This window comes from Enterobacter sp. CP102, from assembly GCF_025152625.1.
In the GTDB taxonomy this organism is placed as follows: Bacteria; Pseudomonadota; Gammaproteobacteria; order Enterobacterales; family Enterobacteriaceae; genus Enterobacter; species Enterobacter soli.
In genome coordinates, this window is the sequence record NZ_CP104014.1 from 3,708,333 (window position 1) to 3,725,130 (window position 16,798).

General features: G+C 53.8%; 14 protein-coding genes. 3 read left to right on the forward strand and 11 right to left on the reverse strand.

What is annotated here, in order from left to right; genetic code table 11:
- Window positions 1–43 precede the first annotated feature (43 nt).
- The 5 genes from N1249_RS17445 to cysG are packed head-to-tail and all read right to left on the reverse strand — an operon-like array spanning window position 44 to window position 4,735.
- Window positions 44–370 carry a DUF3561 family protein gene (locus tag N1249_RS17445; protein WP_166717716.1) on the reverse strand — a complete coding sequence of 109 codons (327 nt, stop codon included), beginning with the start codon at window positions 368–370 and terminating at the stop codon, window positions 44–46.
- Between the two features lie 58 nt (window positions 371–428).
- Window positions 429–1,034, reverse strand: a complete 606-nt coding sequence (gene cysC, locus N1249_RS17450) for an adenylyl-sulfate kinase (protein ID WP_259831607.1) — start codon at window positions 1,032–1,034, stop codon at window positions 429–431.
- Window positions 1,034–2,458, reverse strand: coding sequence for a sulfate adenylyltransferase subunit CysN (gene cysN / locus N1249_RS17455; protein WP_259831609.1), 1,425 nt, complete (start codon window positions 2,456–2,458; stop codon window positions 1,034–1,036). The genes cysC and cysN overlap by 1 nt, the downstream gene beginning before the upstream one ends.
- Before the next feature lie 9 nt (window positions 2,459–2,467).
- Window positions 2,468–3,376: a sulfate adenylyltransferase subunit CysD gene (cysD, locus tag N1249_RS17460; protein ID WP_008499613.1), complete on the reverse strand. Its 909-nt coding sequence runs from the start codon at window positions 3,374–3,376 to the stop codon at window positions 2,468–2,470.
- A 9-nt stretch (window positions 3,377–3,385) separates the two neighbouring features.
- Window positions 3,386–4,735, reverse strand: coding sequence for a siroheme synthase CysG (cysG, locus tag N1249_RS17465; RefSeq protein ID WP_259838207.1), 1,350 nt, complete (start codon window positions 4,733–4,735; stop codon window positions 3,386–3,388).
- 246 nt (window positions 4,736–4,981) lie between these two features.
- On the opposite strand from cysG, the gene N1249_RS17470 reads away from it, so the two are divergent.
- Window positions 4,982–6,025, forward strand: coding sequence for an aminopeptidase (locus tag N1249_RS17470; RefSeq protein WP_259831618.1), 1,044 nt, complete (start codon window positions 4,982–4,984; stop codon window positions 6,023–6,025).
- A gap of 93 nt (window positions 6,026–6,118) precedes the next feature.
- On the opposite strand, the gene cysH is transcribed toward N1249_RS17470, so the two are convergent.
- From cysH to cysJ, 3 genes are all read right to left on the reverse strand, one after another.
- The gene (gene cysH, locus N1249_RS17475; RefSeq protein ID WP_259831620.1) at window positions 6,119–6,853 is read right to left on the reverse strand and encodes a phosphoadenosine phosphosulfate reductase; all 735 of its coding nucleotides are present in this window, start codon (window positions 6,851–6,853) and stop codon (window positions 6,119–6,121) included.
- A 76-nt stretch (window positions 6,854–6,929) separates the two neighbouring features.
- Window positions 6,930–8,642 carry an assimilatory sulfite reductase (NADPH) hemoprotein subunit gene (gene cysI, locus N1249_RS17480; RefSeq protein WP_259831622.1) on the reverse strand — a complete coding sequence of 571 codons (1,713 nt, stop codon included), beginning with the start codon at window positions 8,640–8,642 and terminating at the stop codon, window positions 6,930–6,932.
- Window positions 8,642–10,447: an NADPH-dependent assimilatory sulfite reductase flavoprotein subunit gene (cysJ, locus tag N1249_RS17485; protein ID WP_259831624.1), complete on the reverse strand. Its 1,806-nt coding sequence runs from the start codon at window positions 10,445–10,447 to the stop codon at window positions 8,642–8,644. Before cysJ ends, cysI begins: the two co-directional genes overlap by 1 nt.
- Before the next feature lie 304 nt (window positions 10,448–10,751).
- Here cysJ and queD point away from each other — a divergent pair, with 304 nt between their 5' ends.
- Window positions 10,752–11,117 carry a 6-carboxytetrahydropterin synthase QueD gene (gene queD / locus N1249_RS17490; RefSeq protein WP_259831626.1) on the forward strand — a complete coding sequence of 122 codons (366 nt, stop codon included), beginning with the start codon at window positions 10,752–10,754 and terminating at the stop codon, window positions 11,115–11,117.
- Between the two features lie 89 nt (window positions 11,118–11,206).
- Here queD and queE read toward each other — a convergent pair whose 3' ends face one another.
- Window positions 11,207–11,878 carry a 7-carboxy-7-deazaguanine synthase QueE gene (queE, locus tag N1249_RS17495; RefSeq protein ID WP_259831628.1) on the reverse strand — a complete coding sequence of 224 codons (672 nt, stop codon included), beginning with the start codon at window positions 11,876–11,878 and terminating at the stop codon, window positions 11,207–11,209.
- Between the two features lie 538 nt (window positions 11,879–12,416).
- On the opposite strand from queE, the gene N1249_RS17500 reads away from it, so the two are divergent.
- On the forward strand, window positions 12,417–13,526 hold the full coding sequence (locus N1249_RS17500) for an SDR family oxidoreductase (protein WP_259831630.1): 1,110 nt from the start codon (window positions 12,417–12,419) through the stop codon (window positions 13,524–13,526).
- A 55-nt stretch (window positions 13,527–13,581) separates the two neighbouring features.
- Here the strand turns inward: N1249_RS17500 and eno are convergent, their stop codons facing one another.
- The gene (gene eno, locus N1249_RS17505) at window positions 13,582–14,877 is read right to left on the reverse strand and encodes a phosphopyruvate hydratase (protein ID WP_014071561.1); all 1,296 of its coding nucleotides are present in this window, start codon (window positions 14,875–14,877) and stop codon (window positions 13,582–13,584) included.
- A gap of 82 nt (window positions 14,878–14,959) precedes the next feature.
- Window positions 14,960–16,597 carry a glutamine hydrolyzing CTP synthase gene (pyrG, locus tag N1249_RS17510; RefSeq protein WP_259831638.1) on the reverse strand — a complete coding sequence of 546 codons (1,638 nt, stop codon included), beginning with the start codon at window positions 16,595–16,597 and terminating at the stop codon, window positions 14,960–14,962.
- Between the last annotated feature and the right edge of the window lie 201 nt (window positions 16,598–16,798).

Here is a 16,798-nt window from a genome sequence, read left to right on the forward strand (position 1 = left end):
AATATCGTCACACAGTTGGTTACGGTTTGAATTATGGCTGAAGTTAGCCCATGAGCCACAAAAATAACAGACCAAACATCAAGACCACCGTCACAATCGTGACGATAGCACTATATAAGAGTTTGCCATTAAGTAGCGAATGAAGCGCAATGCCGACCACGACAGCAACGGGCATCAGCGCAAGGAAGAAAGGCCAGGTGTAGAGAAAGAAGAACAGCGTGTTACCGCCGTAGATAAGAAAAGGGATGCCCAGCGCCAGCAACCACGCGACGAAGCCGACTATGGCCCCAGGAAATGACCAGGTCGTCTCGTCGTCGGTCGATAACGGCTCCGACCCGGTGGTGATAATGTAGTTTTCACTGTTGCGCATAGCTAATCCTGTGACCATGACTCATCGTTCGGGAAGACAGCTCCCGAACGATACCGTCTCAGGATCTGATAATATCGTCCCGTCTGAGCAGGTCTAATAATTGGCTCACTAAATTTGTTACCAATTGTTGACCTTCCAGGTGAATCTCCGGGGATTCAGGCGCTTCGTATACAGAGTCAATTCCGGTGAAGTTTCGCAGCTCACCCGCGCGGGCTTTTTTGTAGAGTCCTTTTGGATCGCGAGCTTCGCAGATTTCCAGCGGGGTATCAACAAACACCTCGATAAAGCGATCGTGACCCACGCGCTCGCGCACCATCTGGCGCTCGGCGCGGTGAGGCGAGATAAACGCGGTCAGCACCACCAGCCCGGCATCGGCCATCAGGCCTGCCACTTCTCCGACCCGGCGGATATTCTCTTTACGATCGTCATCGCTGAACCCTAAGTCGCTGCACAGGCCGTGGCGCACGTTGTCGCCATCCAGCAGGTAGGTGCTCACCCCCTGCTGATGTAACGCCTCTTCCAGCGCCCCCGCAACCGTGGATTTCCCTGAGCCAGACAGCCCGGTAAACCACAGCACAACCCCACGATGACCGTGGAGTTGTTCACGCTGAGCAATCGTCACCGGATGAGGATGCCAGACGACGTTCTCATCATGCGCGGCCATTACTTGCCTCCCAGCAGATCGCGCGCGCCCCAGTGCGGGAAGTGCTTACGCACCAGTGCATTCAGCTCCAGCTCAAATTCGCTGAATTCAGAGGCTACAGCAGCCTTGTCATTTGGCTCACGTACCATCCCGGCACCCACGGTCACGTTAGAGAGTCGGTCGATAAAGATAAGCCCACCAGTCACCGGGTTCTGCTGGTATTGATCCAGCACCAGCGGCTCGTCAAAGGTGAGATCCACCAGACCGATGCCGTTCAGCGGCAGCTCTGCCACTTCACGCTGCGTCAGGTTGTTGATATCCACCTGGAACTGAATGCCATCCACGCGGGCACGGGTTTTCTTACCGGCGATTTTGATGTCGTAGCTTTGGCCAGCTTTCAGCGGCTGCTCGGCCATCCATACCACATCCACGGCAGCGCCCTGCACGGCCGTCAGCGTTTCATGGGCATCCACCAGCAGGTCACCGCGGCTGATATCAATTTCGTCTTTCAGCACCAGAGTCACCGCTTCACCAGCGCCCGCCTCAGGCAGATCGCCATCGAAGGTCACGATGCGCGCAATGGAAGACTCCACGCCCGAAGGCAGCGCTTTCACACGTTGCCCGACTTTCACACTGCCAGAGGCAATAGTGCCGGAAAAACCGCGGAAATCGAGGTTCGGACGGTTAACGTACTGCACCGGGAAACGCATCGGCTGGGTATCGACCACACGCTGAATTTGAACGGTTTCCAGCACTTCCAGCAGCGTCGGGCCGCTGTACCACGGCATGTTCTCACTCTGGGAAGCCACGTTATCGCCTTCCAGCGCAGAGAGCGGCACAAAGCGGATGTCCAGGTTACCCGGCAGCTGTTCGGCAAAGGTCAGGTAGCTCTGGCGGATCTCGTCGAATTTCTCTTCGCTGAAATTCACCAGATCCATTTTATTGATTGCCACCACCAGGTGCTTGATCCCCAGCAGCGTGGAGATAAAGCTGTGACGACGGGTTTGATCCAGAACGCCTTTACGCGCGTCGATAAGCAGGATCGCCAGCTCACAGGTCGATGCGCCGGTGGCCATATTACGGGTGTACTGTTCATGCCCCGGGGTGTCGGCGATGATAAATTTGCGCTTTTCGGTAGAGAAGTAACGATAAGCGACATCAATGGTGATGCCTTGCTCGCGCTCTGCCTGTAGGCCATCCACCAATAATGCCAGATCCAGCTTTTCACCCTGCGTGCCGTGGCGTTTACTGTCGTTGTGCAGAGAAGAGAGCTGGTCTTCGTAAATCTGGCGCGTATCGTGCAGCAGGCGGCCAATCAGGGTGCTTTTCCCGTCATCGACGCTGCCGCAGGTCAGAAAACGCAGCAGGCTTTTGTGCTGTTGCGCGTGCAGGTAGGCTTCAACGCCACCTTCATCAGCAATTTGTTGAGCAATAGTGGTATTCATGGCGGCTCCTTAGAAATAACCCTGACGTTTCTTCAGCTCCATGGAGCCTGCCTGGTCGCGGTCAATCACACGACCCTGTCGCTCGCTGGTGGTGGACACCAGCATCTCCTCGATGATCTCCGGCAGCGTCTGCGCGTTAGATTCCACCGCGCCGGTCAGCGGCCAGCAGCCGAGGGTACGGAAACGCACCATCTGTTTTTTGATCACTTCGCCAGGCTGCAAATCAATGCGATCGTCATCGATCATCATCAGCATCCCGTCACGCTCCAGCACCGGGCGTTCAGCGGCCAGGTACAGCGGAACGATTTCGATGTTTTCCAAGTAGATGTACTGCCAGATATCCAGCTCGGTCCAGTTGGAGAGCGGGAAGACGCGAATACTTTCGCCTTTGTTGATCTGACCGTTATAGTTGTGCCACAGCTCCGGGCGCTGGTTTTTTGGGTCCCAGCGGTGGAAGCGGTCGCGGAAGGAGTAGATACGCTCTTTGGCACGGGATTTTTCTTCGTCGCGGCGCGCGCCGCCGAAGGCCGCATCAAAACCGTACTTGTTCAGCGCCTGCTTCAGCCCTTCGGTTTTCATGATATCAGTGTGTTTGGCGCTGCCGTGGACGAACGGGTTAATGCCCATCGCCACCCCTTCCGGGTTTTTATGCACCAGCAGCTCACAGCCGTAGGCTTTTGCGGTACGGTCGCGGAATTCGTACATTTCGCGGAATTTCCAGCCGGTATCTACGTGCAGCAGAGGGAACGGCAGCGTACCCGGATAAAACGCTTTACGCGCCAGATGCAGCATCACGCTGGAATCTTTACCGATGGAGTACATCATCACCGGGTTAGAGAATTCGGCAGCCACTTCGCGGATAATATGAATACTCTCCGCTTCGAGTTGCCGCAGGTGAGTCAGTCGTTTTTGGTCCATAACCGTTCCTTAAGCCAAATTTATAACAGAAGCGCCGAAGCCTTCTGTGTCGGTTGTGTGTTGAAACCAGGCGAGCGTGCTGTGCAGCTGCACCACTTCCCCCACCACAATCAGGGCGGGCATAGGGGCGTCTTTCGCAAGGTGTACAAGGTCTTGTAGTGTGCCGGTGGCAACGTGCTGGTCGACGCGCGTCCCGCGAGAGATCACGGCCACTGGCGTTGTCGCATCGCGACCATGCTGAATAAGCTGTTCGCTGATTTCCGCCGCTTTCATCGTGCCCATATAAATGGCCAGCGTTTGTCGGCTCTCGGCCAGATGCGACCAGTCAAACGGTGTGCTGTCGGCCTTGTAGTGGCCGGTCACAAAGGTCACACTCTGGGCGTAATCACGGTGGGTCAGCGGGATACCGGCGTAAGCTGTCACCGCTGAAGCAGCCGTAATACCTGGCACGACCTGGAACGGTATGCCCGCCTCGGCAGCGGCCTGAAGCTCTTCCCCACCACGGCCAAAGATGAACGGATCGCCACCTTTCAGGCGCACCACGGTTTTGCCTTCTCTGGCGGCCGTAATCAGCATCTGATTGGTATCGTGCTGTGGCACGGAGTGTTCACCGGCGCGTTTGCCCACGCAGATTTGTTCGGCATCACGGCGGATCAATTCGCGCACGCCGTCGCTCACCAGGTGGTCGTAAAAGACGACATCCGCATCCTGAAGCACCTGCAGGCCACGCAGGGTTAACAGCCCGGCATCACCCGGCCCGGCACCCACCAGAATGATTTCACCGGTTCCGCTGCCGGGATTATCCAGCTCATCTTCCAGAATCTGCTGCGCCGCGGCTTCATTACCGGCGTGCATCAGGCTGGCAAAACGGCCGCGGAAAACGCGCTCCCAAAAGCGACGGCGCTCGGCCACGCTGGTCAGACGCGTTTTCAGATGGTTGCGCCAGTAACTGGCTTTCTCTGCCATACGCCCGAGGCTTGTGGGCAGCAGCGCTTCAATTTTTTCCCGCAGCACGCGCGCCAGAACCGGAGCCGTGCCGCCAGAAGAGATAGCCACCAGCAGCGGCGAGCGGTCAACAATCGACGGGAAGATAAATGAGCACAGTGAAGGATCATCCACCACGTTTACCAGACGAAAACGGGACTGCGCCGCCAGAGAGACCCGACGGTTCAGTTCACGATCGGGGGTTGCGGCGATCACCAGCACCACGCTGTCGATTTGTGATTCGTCGAACTGCGCGTCAGTAACGACCTGCACCTGTGCGCCAGCACGATGCAAGAAGGCAATTTTGCGATCGGCAATCTCACCCGTACCAACCACCAGCACAGGCCTGTCTTTTATGGCAGCAAATAAGGGCAGATAGTCCACAAGCACCAACTCACTAACAACCAGGAATAGTGGGACTATAGGGGGCGGTTTAGATCGAATGAAATTACGAATTGGAATGAGTAGTTACTCAATGGAATAACGCCATGAAAAAGCAAATATCAAAAAGTGCTTAACACACGAAATTTCGGGCATTTAAGAGCAATTCAAATTGTGTATACCGGGTCACAGTTTCATACTAAGCCAGTTAAAATTTTGCTCTGTTTTTAAGGACTCACTATGTTTTCCGCAACGCGCCACCGTATTGCTGCCCTGGCGCTCGGCGTTTGCTTTATCCTCCCCGCCCGGGCAAAAAATCCATCGTACGGCGAAATTGCCAGTACGCAGGCGCGGCATATTGCGACTGTCTTTCCTGGCCGTATGACCGGCACGCCAGCCGAGATGCTCTCCGCCGACTACATCCGCCAGCAATTTGCCGAAATGGGCTACCAGAGCGATATCCGGGCTTTTCACAGCCGGTACATCTATACCTCGCGCAACAACAGCAAAAACTGGCATAACGTGACCGGCAGTACGGTCATTGCGGCACATGAAGGCAAGAGCGCTCAGCAAATCATTATTATGGCGCACCTGGATACCTTCGCCCCGATGAGCGATGCCGATACCGACAATAACCTCGGCGGCCTGACGCTTCAGGGAATAGATGATAACGCGGCGGGGCTCGGCGTGATGCTCGAACTGGCCGACCACCTGAAGAATATCCCGACGAAATACGGGATTCGCTTTATCGCGACCAGCGGTGAAGAGGAAGGCAAACTCGGCGCTGAGAATATCCTTAAGCGCATGAGCCCTGAAGAGAAGAAAAACACCTTGCTGGTGATTAATCTCGATAACCTTATCGTCGGCGACAAACTCTATTTTAATAGCGGACAGAGTACGCCAGGCAGCGTGCGCAAATTAACCCGCGACCGGGCGCTGGCGATTGCCCGCAGTCAGGGCGTCTATGCCACCAGTAATCCGGGTGGAAACCCGGGGTATCCACGCGGAACCGGCTGTTGTAACGACGGAGAAGTGTTCGATAAAGCCGGCATTCCGGTATTGTACGTGGAAGCGACAAACTGGGCGCTGGGCAAAAAAGATGGTTATCAGCAGAGAGCCAAATCTAAAGCCTTCCCGAACGGAACCAGCTGGCATGATGTGAGGCTTGATAATCAGCAGCACATTGATAGCGCACTACCGCAGCGCATTGAACACCGTAGCCGCGATGTGGTGAAAGTGATGCTGCCGCTGGTGAAGGAGCTGGCGAAAGCGGGTAAAGCCTGATGTCGTTAAGCCCGGTGGCGGCTACGCCTTACCGGGCCTATGTTTCGTGCCTTTGTAGGCCCGGTAAGCGCAGCGCCACCGGGCGAAAGAACATTACCCTTCGTGCAACCCGCACTCGCGCTTCAGCCCAAAGAATCGCGTCTCTTCTTCCGCCATTCCCGGTTCCCATTTACGCGTGGTGTGGGTATCGCCCACCGACAGATAACCCTGGTCCCACAGCGGATGGTACTTCAGCCCATGTTTTTGCAGATACTGATAAACCGTACGGTTGTCCCAGTCGATAATCGGCAGCACTTTGAACACACCGCGCTGAACCGCCAGCACCGGCAACGTGGCGCGGCTACCAGACTGCTCGCGGCGTAAACCGGCAAACCAGGTCTGTGCGTTCAGATCTTTCAGCGCACGGTTCATCGGCTCGACTTTGTTGATTTCATTGTATTTCTCAATGCCTTCAACGCCCTGCTCCCACAGTTTGCCGTAACGCGCCTCCTGCCAGGCCGCGCTCTGTTCAGCGCGATACACCTTCAGGTTCAGCCTGAGCTTGTCCGTCAGCTCATCGATAAACTGGTAGGTTTCCGGGAACAGGTAGCCGGTATCGGTGAGGATCACCGGGATATCCGGGCGGATCTGATTCACCAGATGCAGGCTGACCGCCGCCTGAATACCAAAGCTCGACGAGAGCACATAGTCACCCGGCAGATTTTCCAGCGCCCACGCCACACGCCCTTCGGCGTCCAGCTTTTCCAGTTGTGCGTTGGTTTCTGCCAGTGCCAGAATGCGTTCGACTTTTGGCAGGTCGTTAAGGGCGTTTAGATCGAGTACGGACATAAGAACCTCGTTTGCCTGTTTTGCCGGGCGGCACTGCGTTTGCCCGGCCTACAAAACCTGTAAAACCGTCGGGATGTTACTCCCAGAAATCCCTCGCGGGATCGAGCACCGGGCGAATGATGCCCGCACGCACCGTAAAGTCGCCGAAGCCTTCACCCGCTTCGCGCTCTTTCGCCCAGCGCCCGACAAGCTCGTCAACGGAATCAAGAATTTCTGGTTCCGTAATGTTCTCGCGATACATACGCGGAATACGCGTCCCCATCCGGTTACCGCCCAGATGCACGTTGTAGCGACCCGGTGCTTTACCCACCAGACCCAGCTCAGCCAGCATCGCACGGCCACAGCCGTTCGGGCAGCCGGTCACACGCATCACGATATGCTCTTCAGGAATACCGTGTTTTTCCAGAATCGCTTCCACTTTGTCGGTGAACGACGGCAGGAAGCGTTCAGCTTCGGCCATTGCCAGCGGACAGGTCGGGAATGACACGCAGGCCATCGAGTTTTCACGCTGCGGTTTCACCGCATTCATCAACCCATGGTCGCGCGCCAGTTTCTCGATTTTAGCTTTCTGGTTCTCCGGCACGCCGGCAATGATGAGATTCTGGTTGGCGGTAATGCGGAACTCACCTTTGTGGATCTTAGCAATTTCCAGTAAACCGGTTTTCAGCGGACGGCCCGGATAATCCAGAATACGGCCGTTTTCGATAAACAGCGTCAGGTGCCATTTATTGTCGATGCCTTTTACCCAGCCAATGCGATCGCCGCGACCGGTGAATTCGTAAGGACGGATCGGCTCAAATTTGATGCCTGCGCGACGCTCCACTTCTTCTTTAAAGGTCTCAACGCCCACGCGCTCCAGGGTGTATTTGGTTTTGGCGTTTTTACGGTCGGTACGGTTACCCCAGTCGCGCTGCGTGGTAACAACTGCTTCCGCCACCGCCAGCGTGTGCTCAAGCGGCAGGAAGCCGAACTCACTCGCCGTACGGGCGTAGGTTTTCTTGTTACCGTGCTCGATGGACAAACCGCCGCCCACCAGCAGGTTAAAGCCCACCAGCTTGCCGTTTTCCGCAATCGCCACGAAGTTCATGTCGTTAGCGTGCAGATCGATATCGTTCTGCGGCGGGATCACCACTGTGGTTTTGAACTTACGCGGCAGATAGGTCTGGCCGAGGATCGGTTCTTCGTCAGTGGTGGCAACCTTTTCCTGATCGAGCCAGATCTCCGCATAGGCGCGGGTACGTGGCAGCAGGTGCTCAGAAATCTTCTTCGCCCATTCGTACGCTTCAGCATGAAGCTCAGACTCAAACGGGTTCGAGGTGCAGAGCACGTTACGGTTCATGTCGTTGGCGGTCGCCAGCGCGTCCAGCCCTACCGAGTGCAGCATCTGATGTACCGGCTTCACGTTCTTCTTCAGAATGCCGTGGAACTGGAAGGTCTGACGGTTGGTCAGACGGATGCTGCCGTAAATGGTGTTGTCATGGGCAAACTTGTCAATTGCCTGCCACTGTTTGGTGGTGATAACCCCACCCGGCAGGCGGCAGCGCAGCAGCATCGCGTGACGCGGCTCCAGCTTTTGTTCTGCACGTTCGGCGCGGATATCGCGGTCATCCTGCTGATACATACCGTGGAAACGGATCAGCAGGAAGTTGTCGCCTTTAAAACCGCCAGTCAGACCGTCATTCAAATCTTCGGCAATGGTGCCGCGCAGGTAGTTACTGTCAACCTTCATGCGCTCGGCATCAGTCAGTTTGCCTTCGACCACCAGTGGGCCAGGGTGTTTTTCGCTCATTAGTAGACATCTCGCTGATAACGGCGCTCTACGCGCAGCTCACTTAAATATTCATCCGCCGTTTCGGCATCCATACCACCGAATTCGGCAATCACTTCCAGCAAAGCCTGCTCAACGTCTTTCGCCATGCGATTGGCGTCGCCGCAGACATAAATGTGGGCACCGTCATTGATCCAGCGCCACAGCTCTGCGCCCTGTTCGCGCAGTTTGTCTTGTACGTATACTTTTTCTTTCTGGTCACGCGACCAGGCCAGGTCGATGCGGCTCAATACGCCTTCTTTAACATAGCGCTGCCATTCAACCTGGTAGAGGAAATCTTCCGTAAAGTGCGGGTTACCGAAGAACAACCAGTTTTTGCCGGATGCATCATCTGCCGCACGCTGCTGCATAAAGGAACGGAACGGTGCAATACCGGTACCTGGGCCAATCATAATGACCGGCGTTTCCGGGTTTGCCGGCAGACGGAAGTTGTCGTTGTGCTCGATAAAGACGCGAACTTCACCTTCTTCTTCGACACGGTCAGCCAGGAAGCTGGATGCACCGCCCGCGCGAGCACGGCCTTCGATGTCATAACGCACCACACCCACGGTCACGTGAACTTCGCTCTCTACTTCCGCCTGTGAAGAGGCGATAGAGTAAAGACGCGGCGTCAGCGGACGTAACAGGCCAACCAGCGCTTCTGCATCCAGCTGCGCCGGCGCGAAACGCACCATATCAACAATCGGCGTGGTGGCCGCATAGTGCTGCAACTTCGCTTTATCACCCACTAACGGCAGCAAGGATTCGCTACGCGTTACGGTGGCGTAATTCTCAACGATGTTGGCCGTGTTCACGGTCAGCTCAAAGTGCCATTGCAGGGCTTCTGCAAGCGTCTGCGTTTTGCCTTCAACGGTGACCGGCTCGTCGCCTTTCAGCCACAGCAGCTCTACCAGCTCTTTCACTAATGCGGGGTCATTCTGATACCAGACACCCAGCGCATCGCCCGGCTGATAACGTAAACCGGAATCGCCCAGATCGATTTCGATATGGCGAACATCTTTCTCTGAGTCGCGACCCGTGATCTTCTGATTCACCGACAGGCTTGCCGTCAGCGGCGCCTCTTTAGTGTACGGGCTGGTGTGAATATCATTAACGGCGCCAGTGGCGCTGAATGCTGCCTGCGCGGAAGTCTCTTTCGGGACGCGCGCTTTCAGCACCTCGACCACACGGGCACGCCATTCCGCCGCCGCTGGCTGGTATTCCACATCCGCATCAACGCGGTCCAGCAGACGCTCAGCACCCAGCTCAGCCAGCTTGCTGTCGAAGTCTTTACCGGACTGGCAGAAGAATTCATAAGAGGTGTCGCCCAGACCAAACACGGCAAAGGCAGTGCCATCCAGTTTTGGTGCTTTCTTCGAGAACAAGAACTTATGCAGCGCCACTGCCTCTTCAGCAGGTTCGCCCTCGCCCTGAGTTGAGGCCACAACCACCAGCAGTTTTTCTGACGCGATTTGTTTGAATTTATAATCCCCGGCGTTGACCAGGTTCACGTTCAGTTTGGCGGCAAGCAGATCGTCACGCAGCGCTTCTGCCACGCGGCGGGCGTTGCCCGTCTGCGAGGCGGAGATAAGCGTAATTGCCGGGATCTCAACGGCAGCAACAGGCGCGGCAACAACGGCCCCTGGCTGTTGGTTAAGCATTCCCCAGAAATAGCCGGACACCCAGGCAAGCTGAGTGGGTGAAAAATCAGTGGTGGCGGCCTGTAGGCGCGCCAGTTGCTCCGGGTTAAGGGGAAGCAAATTTGAAGGTGGGGCCTGTGTTGTCATGCGTCGTTATGTTCCAGTAGCAAAGCGGAATTTATGCAAAAAGACCAAACTAGAGATAAGGTTAACGGCGGGGATAATAACAATTAAAGAAGGGATGGAAATAATAAATAACCAAATGGACTAACCTGTTTTAGCTATCGTTCTTAACGATAAAACCGATTATCTAATCCATTGAAATATAAATACAAAAACCAGATAAAACGCCGTTTCCACCATCAATGAAGGTAAAGGCCGTTTTAGTTAATGCTAAAAAATGTGCTTTCCGGTACTATGCGGCGGTTTTTTCCGCATTACTTGAGAGTTCATGATGTCCACCACACTGTTTAAAGATTTCGTCTTCGAAGCCGCACACTATCTTCCACACGTCCCTGCCGGGCATAAATGTGGCCGTTTACACGGGCACTCGTTTATGGTGCGTCTTGAAATCACGGGTGAAGTCGATCCGCACACCGGTTGGATCATGGACTTTGCTGAACTGAAAGCGGCGTTTAAGCCGACTTACGATCGTCTTGATCACTACTATCTGAATGATATCCCGGGCCTTGAAAACCCAACCAGCGAGGTGCTGGCAAAATGGGTTTGGGATCAGATGAAACCGCTGGTGCCACTGCTGAGCGCGGTGGTGATTAAAGAAACCTGTACGGCAGGCTGCGTGTATCGCGGAGAGTGATGCTTGCCGGGTGGCGGCTTCGCCTTACCCGGTCTACAAAAGCCTCGAACCGTAGGCCCGGTAAGGCGAAACCGCCACCGGGCTTTTTTTTAATCTATATTCAAATACTTGTGCGTCTGCATCGACAGGCGCCAGTTGCGGGCGATGCAGGTTTCAATGCACAGACGCGTGGCGTCATCTTTCTGGCTGATCGGCTGTAGCGCAATGACGCGCTGCTTTTCATCGGTCAGCGTTGCAAGCAGTTCATCCAGCGCTTCGATATCACGTACGCGGCCAACCGGATGTTTGATTTCGTCAGCACGCTCCAGCGCCTGCGACAGCACATCGTAGCCACCGCGCATATTCACTTTCGGTGAAACCGTCACCCAGGTCGCATGGGAACAACGTACTTCATGCGTTCCACTGGTTTCAATCTGACAGCTATAACCGTTCTTTTCGAGCAGCTCCGTCAACGGTGTTAAATCGTGAATGCAAGGCTCACCACCGGTGATCACCACATGGCGCGCCGTCCAGCCCTGACGACCGATAATCGCCAGCAGATCTTCTGAACTCCCCGCGCCCCACTTATCGCTCTCTTTGGTTTTAGCCAGAATGCTAAACAGCGACACTTCCCGATCTGCGAGTTTATCCCACGTATGTTTGGTATCACACCAGGCACAGCCAACCGGGCATCCCTGTAAACGAATAAAGATAGCGGGAACGCCGGTAAAGTAACCCTCGCCTTGCAGGGTCTGGAACATCTCGTTAATCGGGTACTGCATAGTCTTCTCAGTTAAGGGGGTAATTGTTAATTATCGCAGATCCCCGTCGAAGGATCATGCTCCATCGGTGCTTTGCCCGCTAATTACCGGGGCAAACCGTCACAACACCCGCTGCAGAGGACCTGACAAAACCGCAGATAGCAAGTGCAACACTTCCTCCATGATTATAACAATTATTTAGCCAGTTATTTTATTTCGGCCTGTTACGCTATTCGCTGTTTGTTTCACCGGTTTTACTTTGGGAAATGACAATTCGTTTTAGCTTTCCATTATGGTGTAACAAACCATTTTTATTTTTACATTTGGAATCAACTAAAAAATATAAAACAAACAAATTAATTCATTAAAAAACAACATATTAAATATTTTAAAATATTTAATTGAATCATTCATTATGCGCCGTTGTCGAATATCTCCTCCTGATTTCCTTACCTTAAAATAAGCTTAAGATACGGCCTTTAACGGCATTTCTTTATTTAAACGCCGTTTACTTTTCCCCGCCTACAATCCGCTCATCTATCAGCATGAGACAGTATCCATGAATACGTTATTCATTACGGGCGTGACCGGGTTTCTTGGCGGAGCAGTACTCGAAAAAATCCTTAATAGCGATCAGGCAGTAAACCTGCTGCTGCTGGTGCGTGCCGGCAACCCGCTGGAAGGGCTTGAGCGCGTAAAGGAGAATATGCGCAAATTCCATGTTCATGAGAACACGCTGGCCAGGCTGAAAGCGGATGACATCCTCATCGGCGATCTCGCTAACGCGCACGATTTTCTGAGCGATCCGCGACTGGAGCAGGTGACTCACGTACTTAACTGTGCAGCCGTCGCGTCCTTTGGCAATAACCCGCTTATCTGGAAAGTGAACGTCGAAGGCACGCTGGCACTCGCCACCAGAATGGAACAGGTAACAGGCTTACAGCGTTTCCTGCACGTGGGGACGGCCATGTCATGCACCCCGGAACAGGATAGTCTGGTTGCTGAAAGCGCAGAGTTCAGAGAGAACGCCGAACATCTGGTGGAATACACCTACTCGAAATCCACCATTGAGCAGCTGATGCGCCAGCAATGCCCGCGCTTACCGCTGTTGATTGCCCGCCCGTCAATTGTGGTCGGCCACACGCGTCACGGCTGCACGCCTTCAAGCAGTATCTTTTGGGTCTTCAGCATGGGGCTGATGCTGCAAAAATTCATGTGCTCGATGGAAGATAAAGTCGATGTCGTGCCTGTGGATTACTGTGCTGATGCGTTGCTGATGCTGCTCAACAGTTCTGCCCTTCAGGGCGAGGTGGTTCATATTTCAGCCGGGGAAGAGAGCAGCGTTCGCTTTGCTGATATTGATATGGCGATGGCGGAAGCGCTGGAGAAAGCGCCGGTCGGAGACAAATACGCGCAGGTGAGTTATGAAACGCTGGTGAAAATGCGCCGGGAACTGAAGCACATTTTTGGCCCCTGCAACGAGCGCCTGATGCTTAAGGCGATGCGTTTGTACGGCGCCTTTGCCACGCTTAACGTGCGCTTTAGCAACGACAAGCTGTTGAGTATGGGGATGCCAAAACCGCCCCGCTTTACGGACTACATCGCCCGTTGTGTACAGACCACTCAGGGGCTGACCATTCCGGAACAAATGGCGGTCGATTTTAAATAGCCAAAAAAAATGCCAGTCATTCGACTGGCATTTTCATTTTAAGACTTAAAGGCTATTACTGGCCTTTGATCTCTTTACGACCGTTGTATGGTGCTTTTTCGCCCAGCGCTTCTTCGATACGAATCAGCTGGTTGTATTTAGCAACACGGTCAGAACGGCTCATAGAACCGGTTTTGATCTGGCCTGCAGCGGTACCAACAGCCAGGTCAGCGATGGTAGCATCTTCAGTTTCGCCAGAACGGTGAGAGATAACAGCGGTGTAGCCAGCGTCTTTCGCCATTTTGATCGCAGCCAGAGTTTCGGTCAGAGAACCGATCTGGTTGAATTTGATCAGGATGGAGTTAACGATGCCTTTCTCGATGCCTTCTTTCAGGATCTTGGTGTTGGTTACGAACAGATCGTCACCAACCAGCTGGATTTTGTCGCCCAGTACTTTAGTCTGGTATGCGAAGCCAGCCCAGTCAGACTCGTCCAGACCGTCTTCGATAGAAACGATTGGGTACTGTTTGGTCAGGTCTTCCAGGAAGTGAGTGAACTCTTCAGAGGTGAACGCTTTGTTGCCTTCGCCAGCCAGAACGTATTTACCGTCTTTGTAGAATTCAGATGCTGCACAGTCCATCGCCAGGGTGATGTCTTTGCCCAGCTCGTAGCCAGCAGCTTTAACTGCTTCTGCGATTACTGCCAGAGCTTCTGCGTTAGAACCCAGGTTTGGCGCATAGCCACCTTCGTCACCAACAGCAGTGTTCATACCTTTAGCTTTCAGAACTTTAGCCAGGTTGTGGAACACTTCAGAACCCATACGTACCGCTTCTTTCAGGGATTTCGCGCCAACTGGCTGAATCATGAATTCCTGAATATCAACGTTGTTGTCCGCGTGCTCACCACCGTTGATGATGTTCATCATTGGTACTGGCATGGAGTATTTGCCTGGGGTGCCGTTCAGTTCAGCGATATGCTCGAACAGTGGCTGACCTTTTGCAGCAGCTGCTGCTTTGGCGTTCGCCAGGGAAACAGCCAGGATTGCGTTCGCACCGAAGTTAGATTTGTTTTCAGTACCGTCCAGATCGATCATGATCTTGTCGATGCCAGCCTGGTCTTTGGCGTCTTTGCCAAGGATTGCCTGAGCAATAGGACCGTTTACAGCGCCAACAGCTTTCAGTACGCCTTTGCCCATGAAACGGGATTTGTCGCCATCGCGCAGTTCCAGCGCTTCGCGGGAACCAGTAGAAGCACCTGATGGAGCAGCTGCCATACCGACGAAACCACCTTCCAGGTGAACTTCGGCTTCAACGGTCGGGTTACCACGGGAGTCGATGATTTCACGACCGATGACTTTAACGATTTTGGACATTAGATTTTCCTCAGTACAAGTTAAACTAAAACTCCAGACAAACAACGCGTACCAATGGTACGCGTTGCCGTTCTAACTTTTTTTACTTCGCCTGACGCTTCTGGTAATCGCTGGCGGCTTTCACAAAGCCTGCAAACAGCGGATGCCCGTCACGCGGCGTTGAAGTAAATTCCGGGTGGAATTGGCAGGCAACGAACCACGGATGGTTTGGCACCTCAATGATCTCGACTAACTGATCATCCCCGGAACGGCCCGCAACACGCAGACCCGCAGCTTCAATTGGTTTCAACAACATGTTGTTGACTTCATAACGGTGACGATGGCGTTCGGTGATGGTTGACTCGCCATACAGCTTGCGAACAACGCTATCGTCGGACAGCTGGCAGGCCTGTGCGCCAAGGCGCATAGTGCCACCCAGATCGCTCTTCTCGGTACGGACTTCGACGTTACCGTCTTCGTCGCGCCATTCAGTGATAAGCGCCACTACAGGGTACTTACAGTCTGGCACAAATTCCGTAGAGTTCGCGTTTTCCATTCCCGCTACGTTGCGCGCAAATTCGATCAGCGCAACCTGCATACCCAGACAGATGCCGAGGTATGGAATATTGTTTTCACGCGCATAGCGTGCGGTGGCGATCTTGCCTTCTACACCACGGTAGCCGAAGCCGCCAGGGATAAGGATAGCATCCAGATCTTTCAGAATTTCGACGCCACGCGTTTCTACATCCTGCGAATCAATCAGCTTGATGTTAACGGAGACGCGGTTCTTCAGACCACCGTGTTTCAGCGCTTCGATAACTGACTTATAAGCATCTGGCAGTTCAATGTACTTGCCCACCATACCGATAGTCACTTCGCCTGCCGGGTTAGCTTCTTCGTAAATCACCTGTTCCCATTCGGACAGATTTGCTTCCGGGCAGTTCAAGCTGAATCGTTTACAAATATAATCGTCCAGGCCCTGTGATTTCAACAGGCCCGGGATTTTATAAATGGAATCGACATCTTTCATTGAAATAACGGCTTTTTCTGGCACGTTACAGAACAATGCAATTTTCGCACGTTCGTTGGCCGGAATAGCGCGATCGGAGCGGCAAACCAGGATATCAGGCTGAATACCGATAGAGAGCAGCTCTTTAACGGAGTGCTGAGTTGGTTTGGTTTTCACTTCACCTGCGGCAGCCATGTAAGGCACCAGTGTCAGGTGCATGAACAGCGCGTGCTCACGACCAATGTCTACTGCCAGCTGACGAATCGCTTCAAGGAACGGCAGGGATTCGATATCACCCACAGTACCGCCGATTTCAACCAGCACAACGTCATGGCCTTCGCCACCAGCAAGAACACGTTCTTTGATTGCGTTAGTGATGTGCGGGATAACCTGCACGGTTGCGCCCAGGTAGTCACCGCGGCGCTCTTTACGCAGAACGTCAGAGTAGATACGGCCAGTCGTGAAGTTATTACGACGGGTCATTTTGGTACGAATGAAACGCTCGTAGTGGCCAAGATCCAGATCGGTTTCAGCGCCGTCTTCAGTAACGAACACTTCCCCGTGTTGGGTTGGGCTCATGGTGCCCGGATCGACGTTGATATACGGATCCAGTTTCATCATGGTCACATTGAGGCCACGGGCTTCAAGAATGGCTGCGAGGGAGGCTGCGGCAATGCCTTTACCCAGAGAGGATACGACCCCGCCGGTCACAAAAATATAGTTCGTTGTCATGCTGAACCTGAGAAGTTAGGGTGAAACGATGGAATAACCAGGACGGGAAAGTAGTATACCCGAACACAGCGAGCGCCACAAACTTTCATTCTCCGTCTCCTTTCCAGGCTATGACAAACATAAGGAGTGAGAAAATAGCCCGTTTCGGGTAAATGTTTTTGACGCAAATCAAGCGCTTGTCATTTAAAAAATCACACAAAT

Excerpts from the sequence above, each read along its gene's own strand:
- N1249_RS17445 (WP_166717716.1), bottom strand. The coding sequence starts at position 370 with ATGCGCAACAGTGAAAACTACATTATCACCACCGGGTCGGAGCCGTTA.
- cysC (WP_259831607.1), bottom strand. The coding sequence starts at position 1,034 with ATGGCCGCGCATGATGAGAACGTCGTCTGGCATCCTCATCCGGTGACG.
- cysN (WP_259831609.1), bottom strand. The coding sequence starts at position 2,458 with ATGAATACCACTATTGCTCAACAAATTGCTGATGAAGGTGGCGTTGAA.
- cysD (WP_008499613.1), bottom strand. The coding sequence starts at position 3,376 with ATGGACCAAAAACGACTGACTCACCTGCGGCAACTCGAAGCGGAGAGT.
- N1249_RS17470 (WP_259831618.1), top strand. The coding sequence starts at position 4,982 with ATGTTTTCCGCAACGCGCCACCGTATTGCTGCCCTGGCGCTCGGCGTT.
- cysH (WP_259831620.1), bottom strand. The coding sequence starts at position 6,853 with ATGTCCGTACTCGATCTAAACGCCCTTAACGACCTGCCAAAAGTCGAA.
- cysI (WP_259831622.1), bottom strand. The coding sequence starts at position 8,642 with ATGAGCGAAAAACACCCTGGCCCACTGGTGGTCGAAGGCAAACTGACT.
- cysJ (WP_259831624.1), bottom strand. The coding sequence starts at position 10,447 with ATGACAACACAGGCCCCACCTTCAAATTTGCTTCCCCTTAACCCGGAG.
- queD (WP_259831626.1), top strand. The coding sequence starts at position 10,752 with ATGATGTCCACCACACTGTTTAAAGATTTCGTCTTCGAAGCCGCACAC.
- queE (WP_259831628.1), bottom strand. The coding sequence starts at position 11,878 with ATGCAGTACCCGATTAACGAGATGTTCCAGACCCTGCAAGGCGAGGGT.
- N1249_RS17500 (WP_259831630.1), top strand. The coding sequence starts at position 12,417 with ATGAATACGTTATTCATTACGGGCGTGACCGGGTTTCTTGGCGGAGCA.
- eno (WP_014071561.1), bottom strand. The coding sequence starts at position 14,877 with ATGTCCAAAATCGTTAAAGTCATCGGTCGTGAAATCATCGACTCCCGT.
- pyrG (WP_259831638.1), bottom strand. The coding sequence starts at position 16,597 with ATGACAACGAACTATATTTTTGTGACCGGCGGGGTCGTATCCTCTCTG.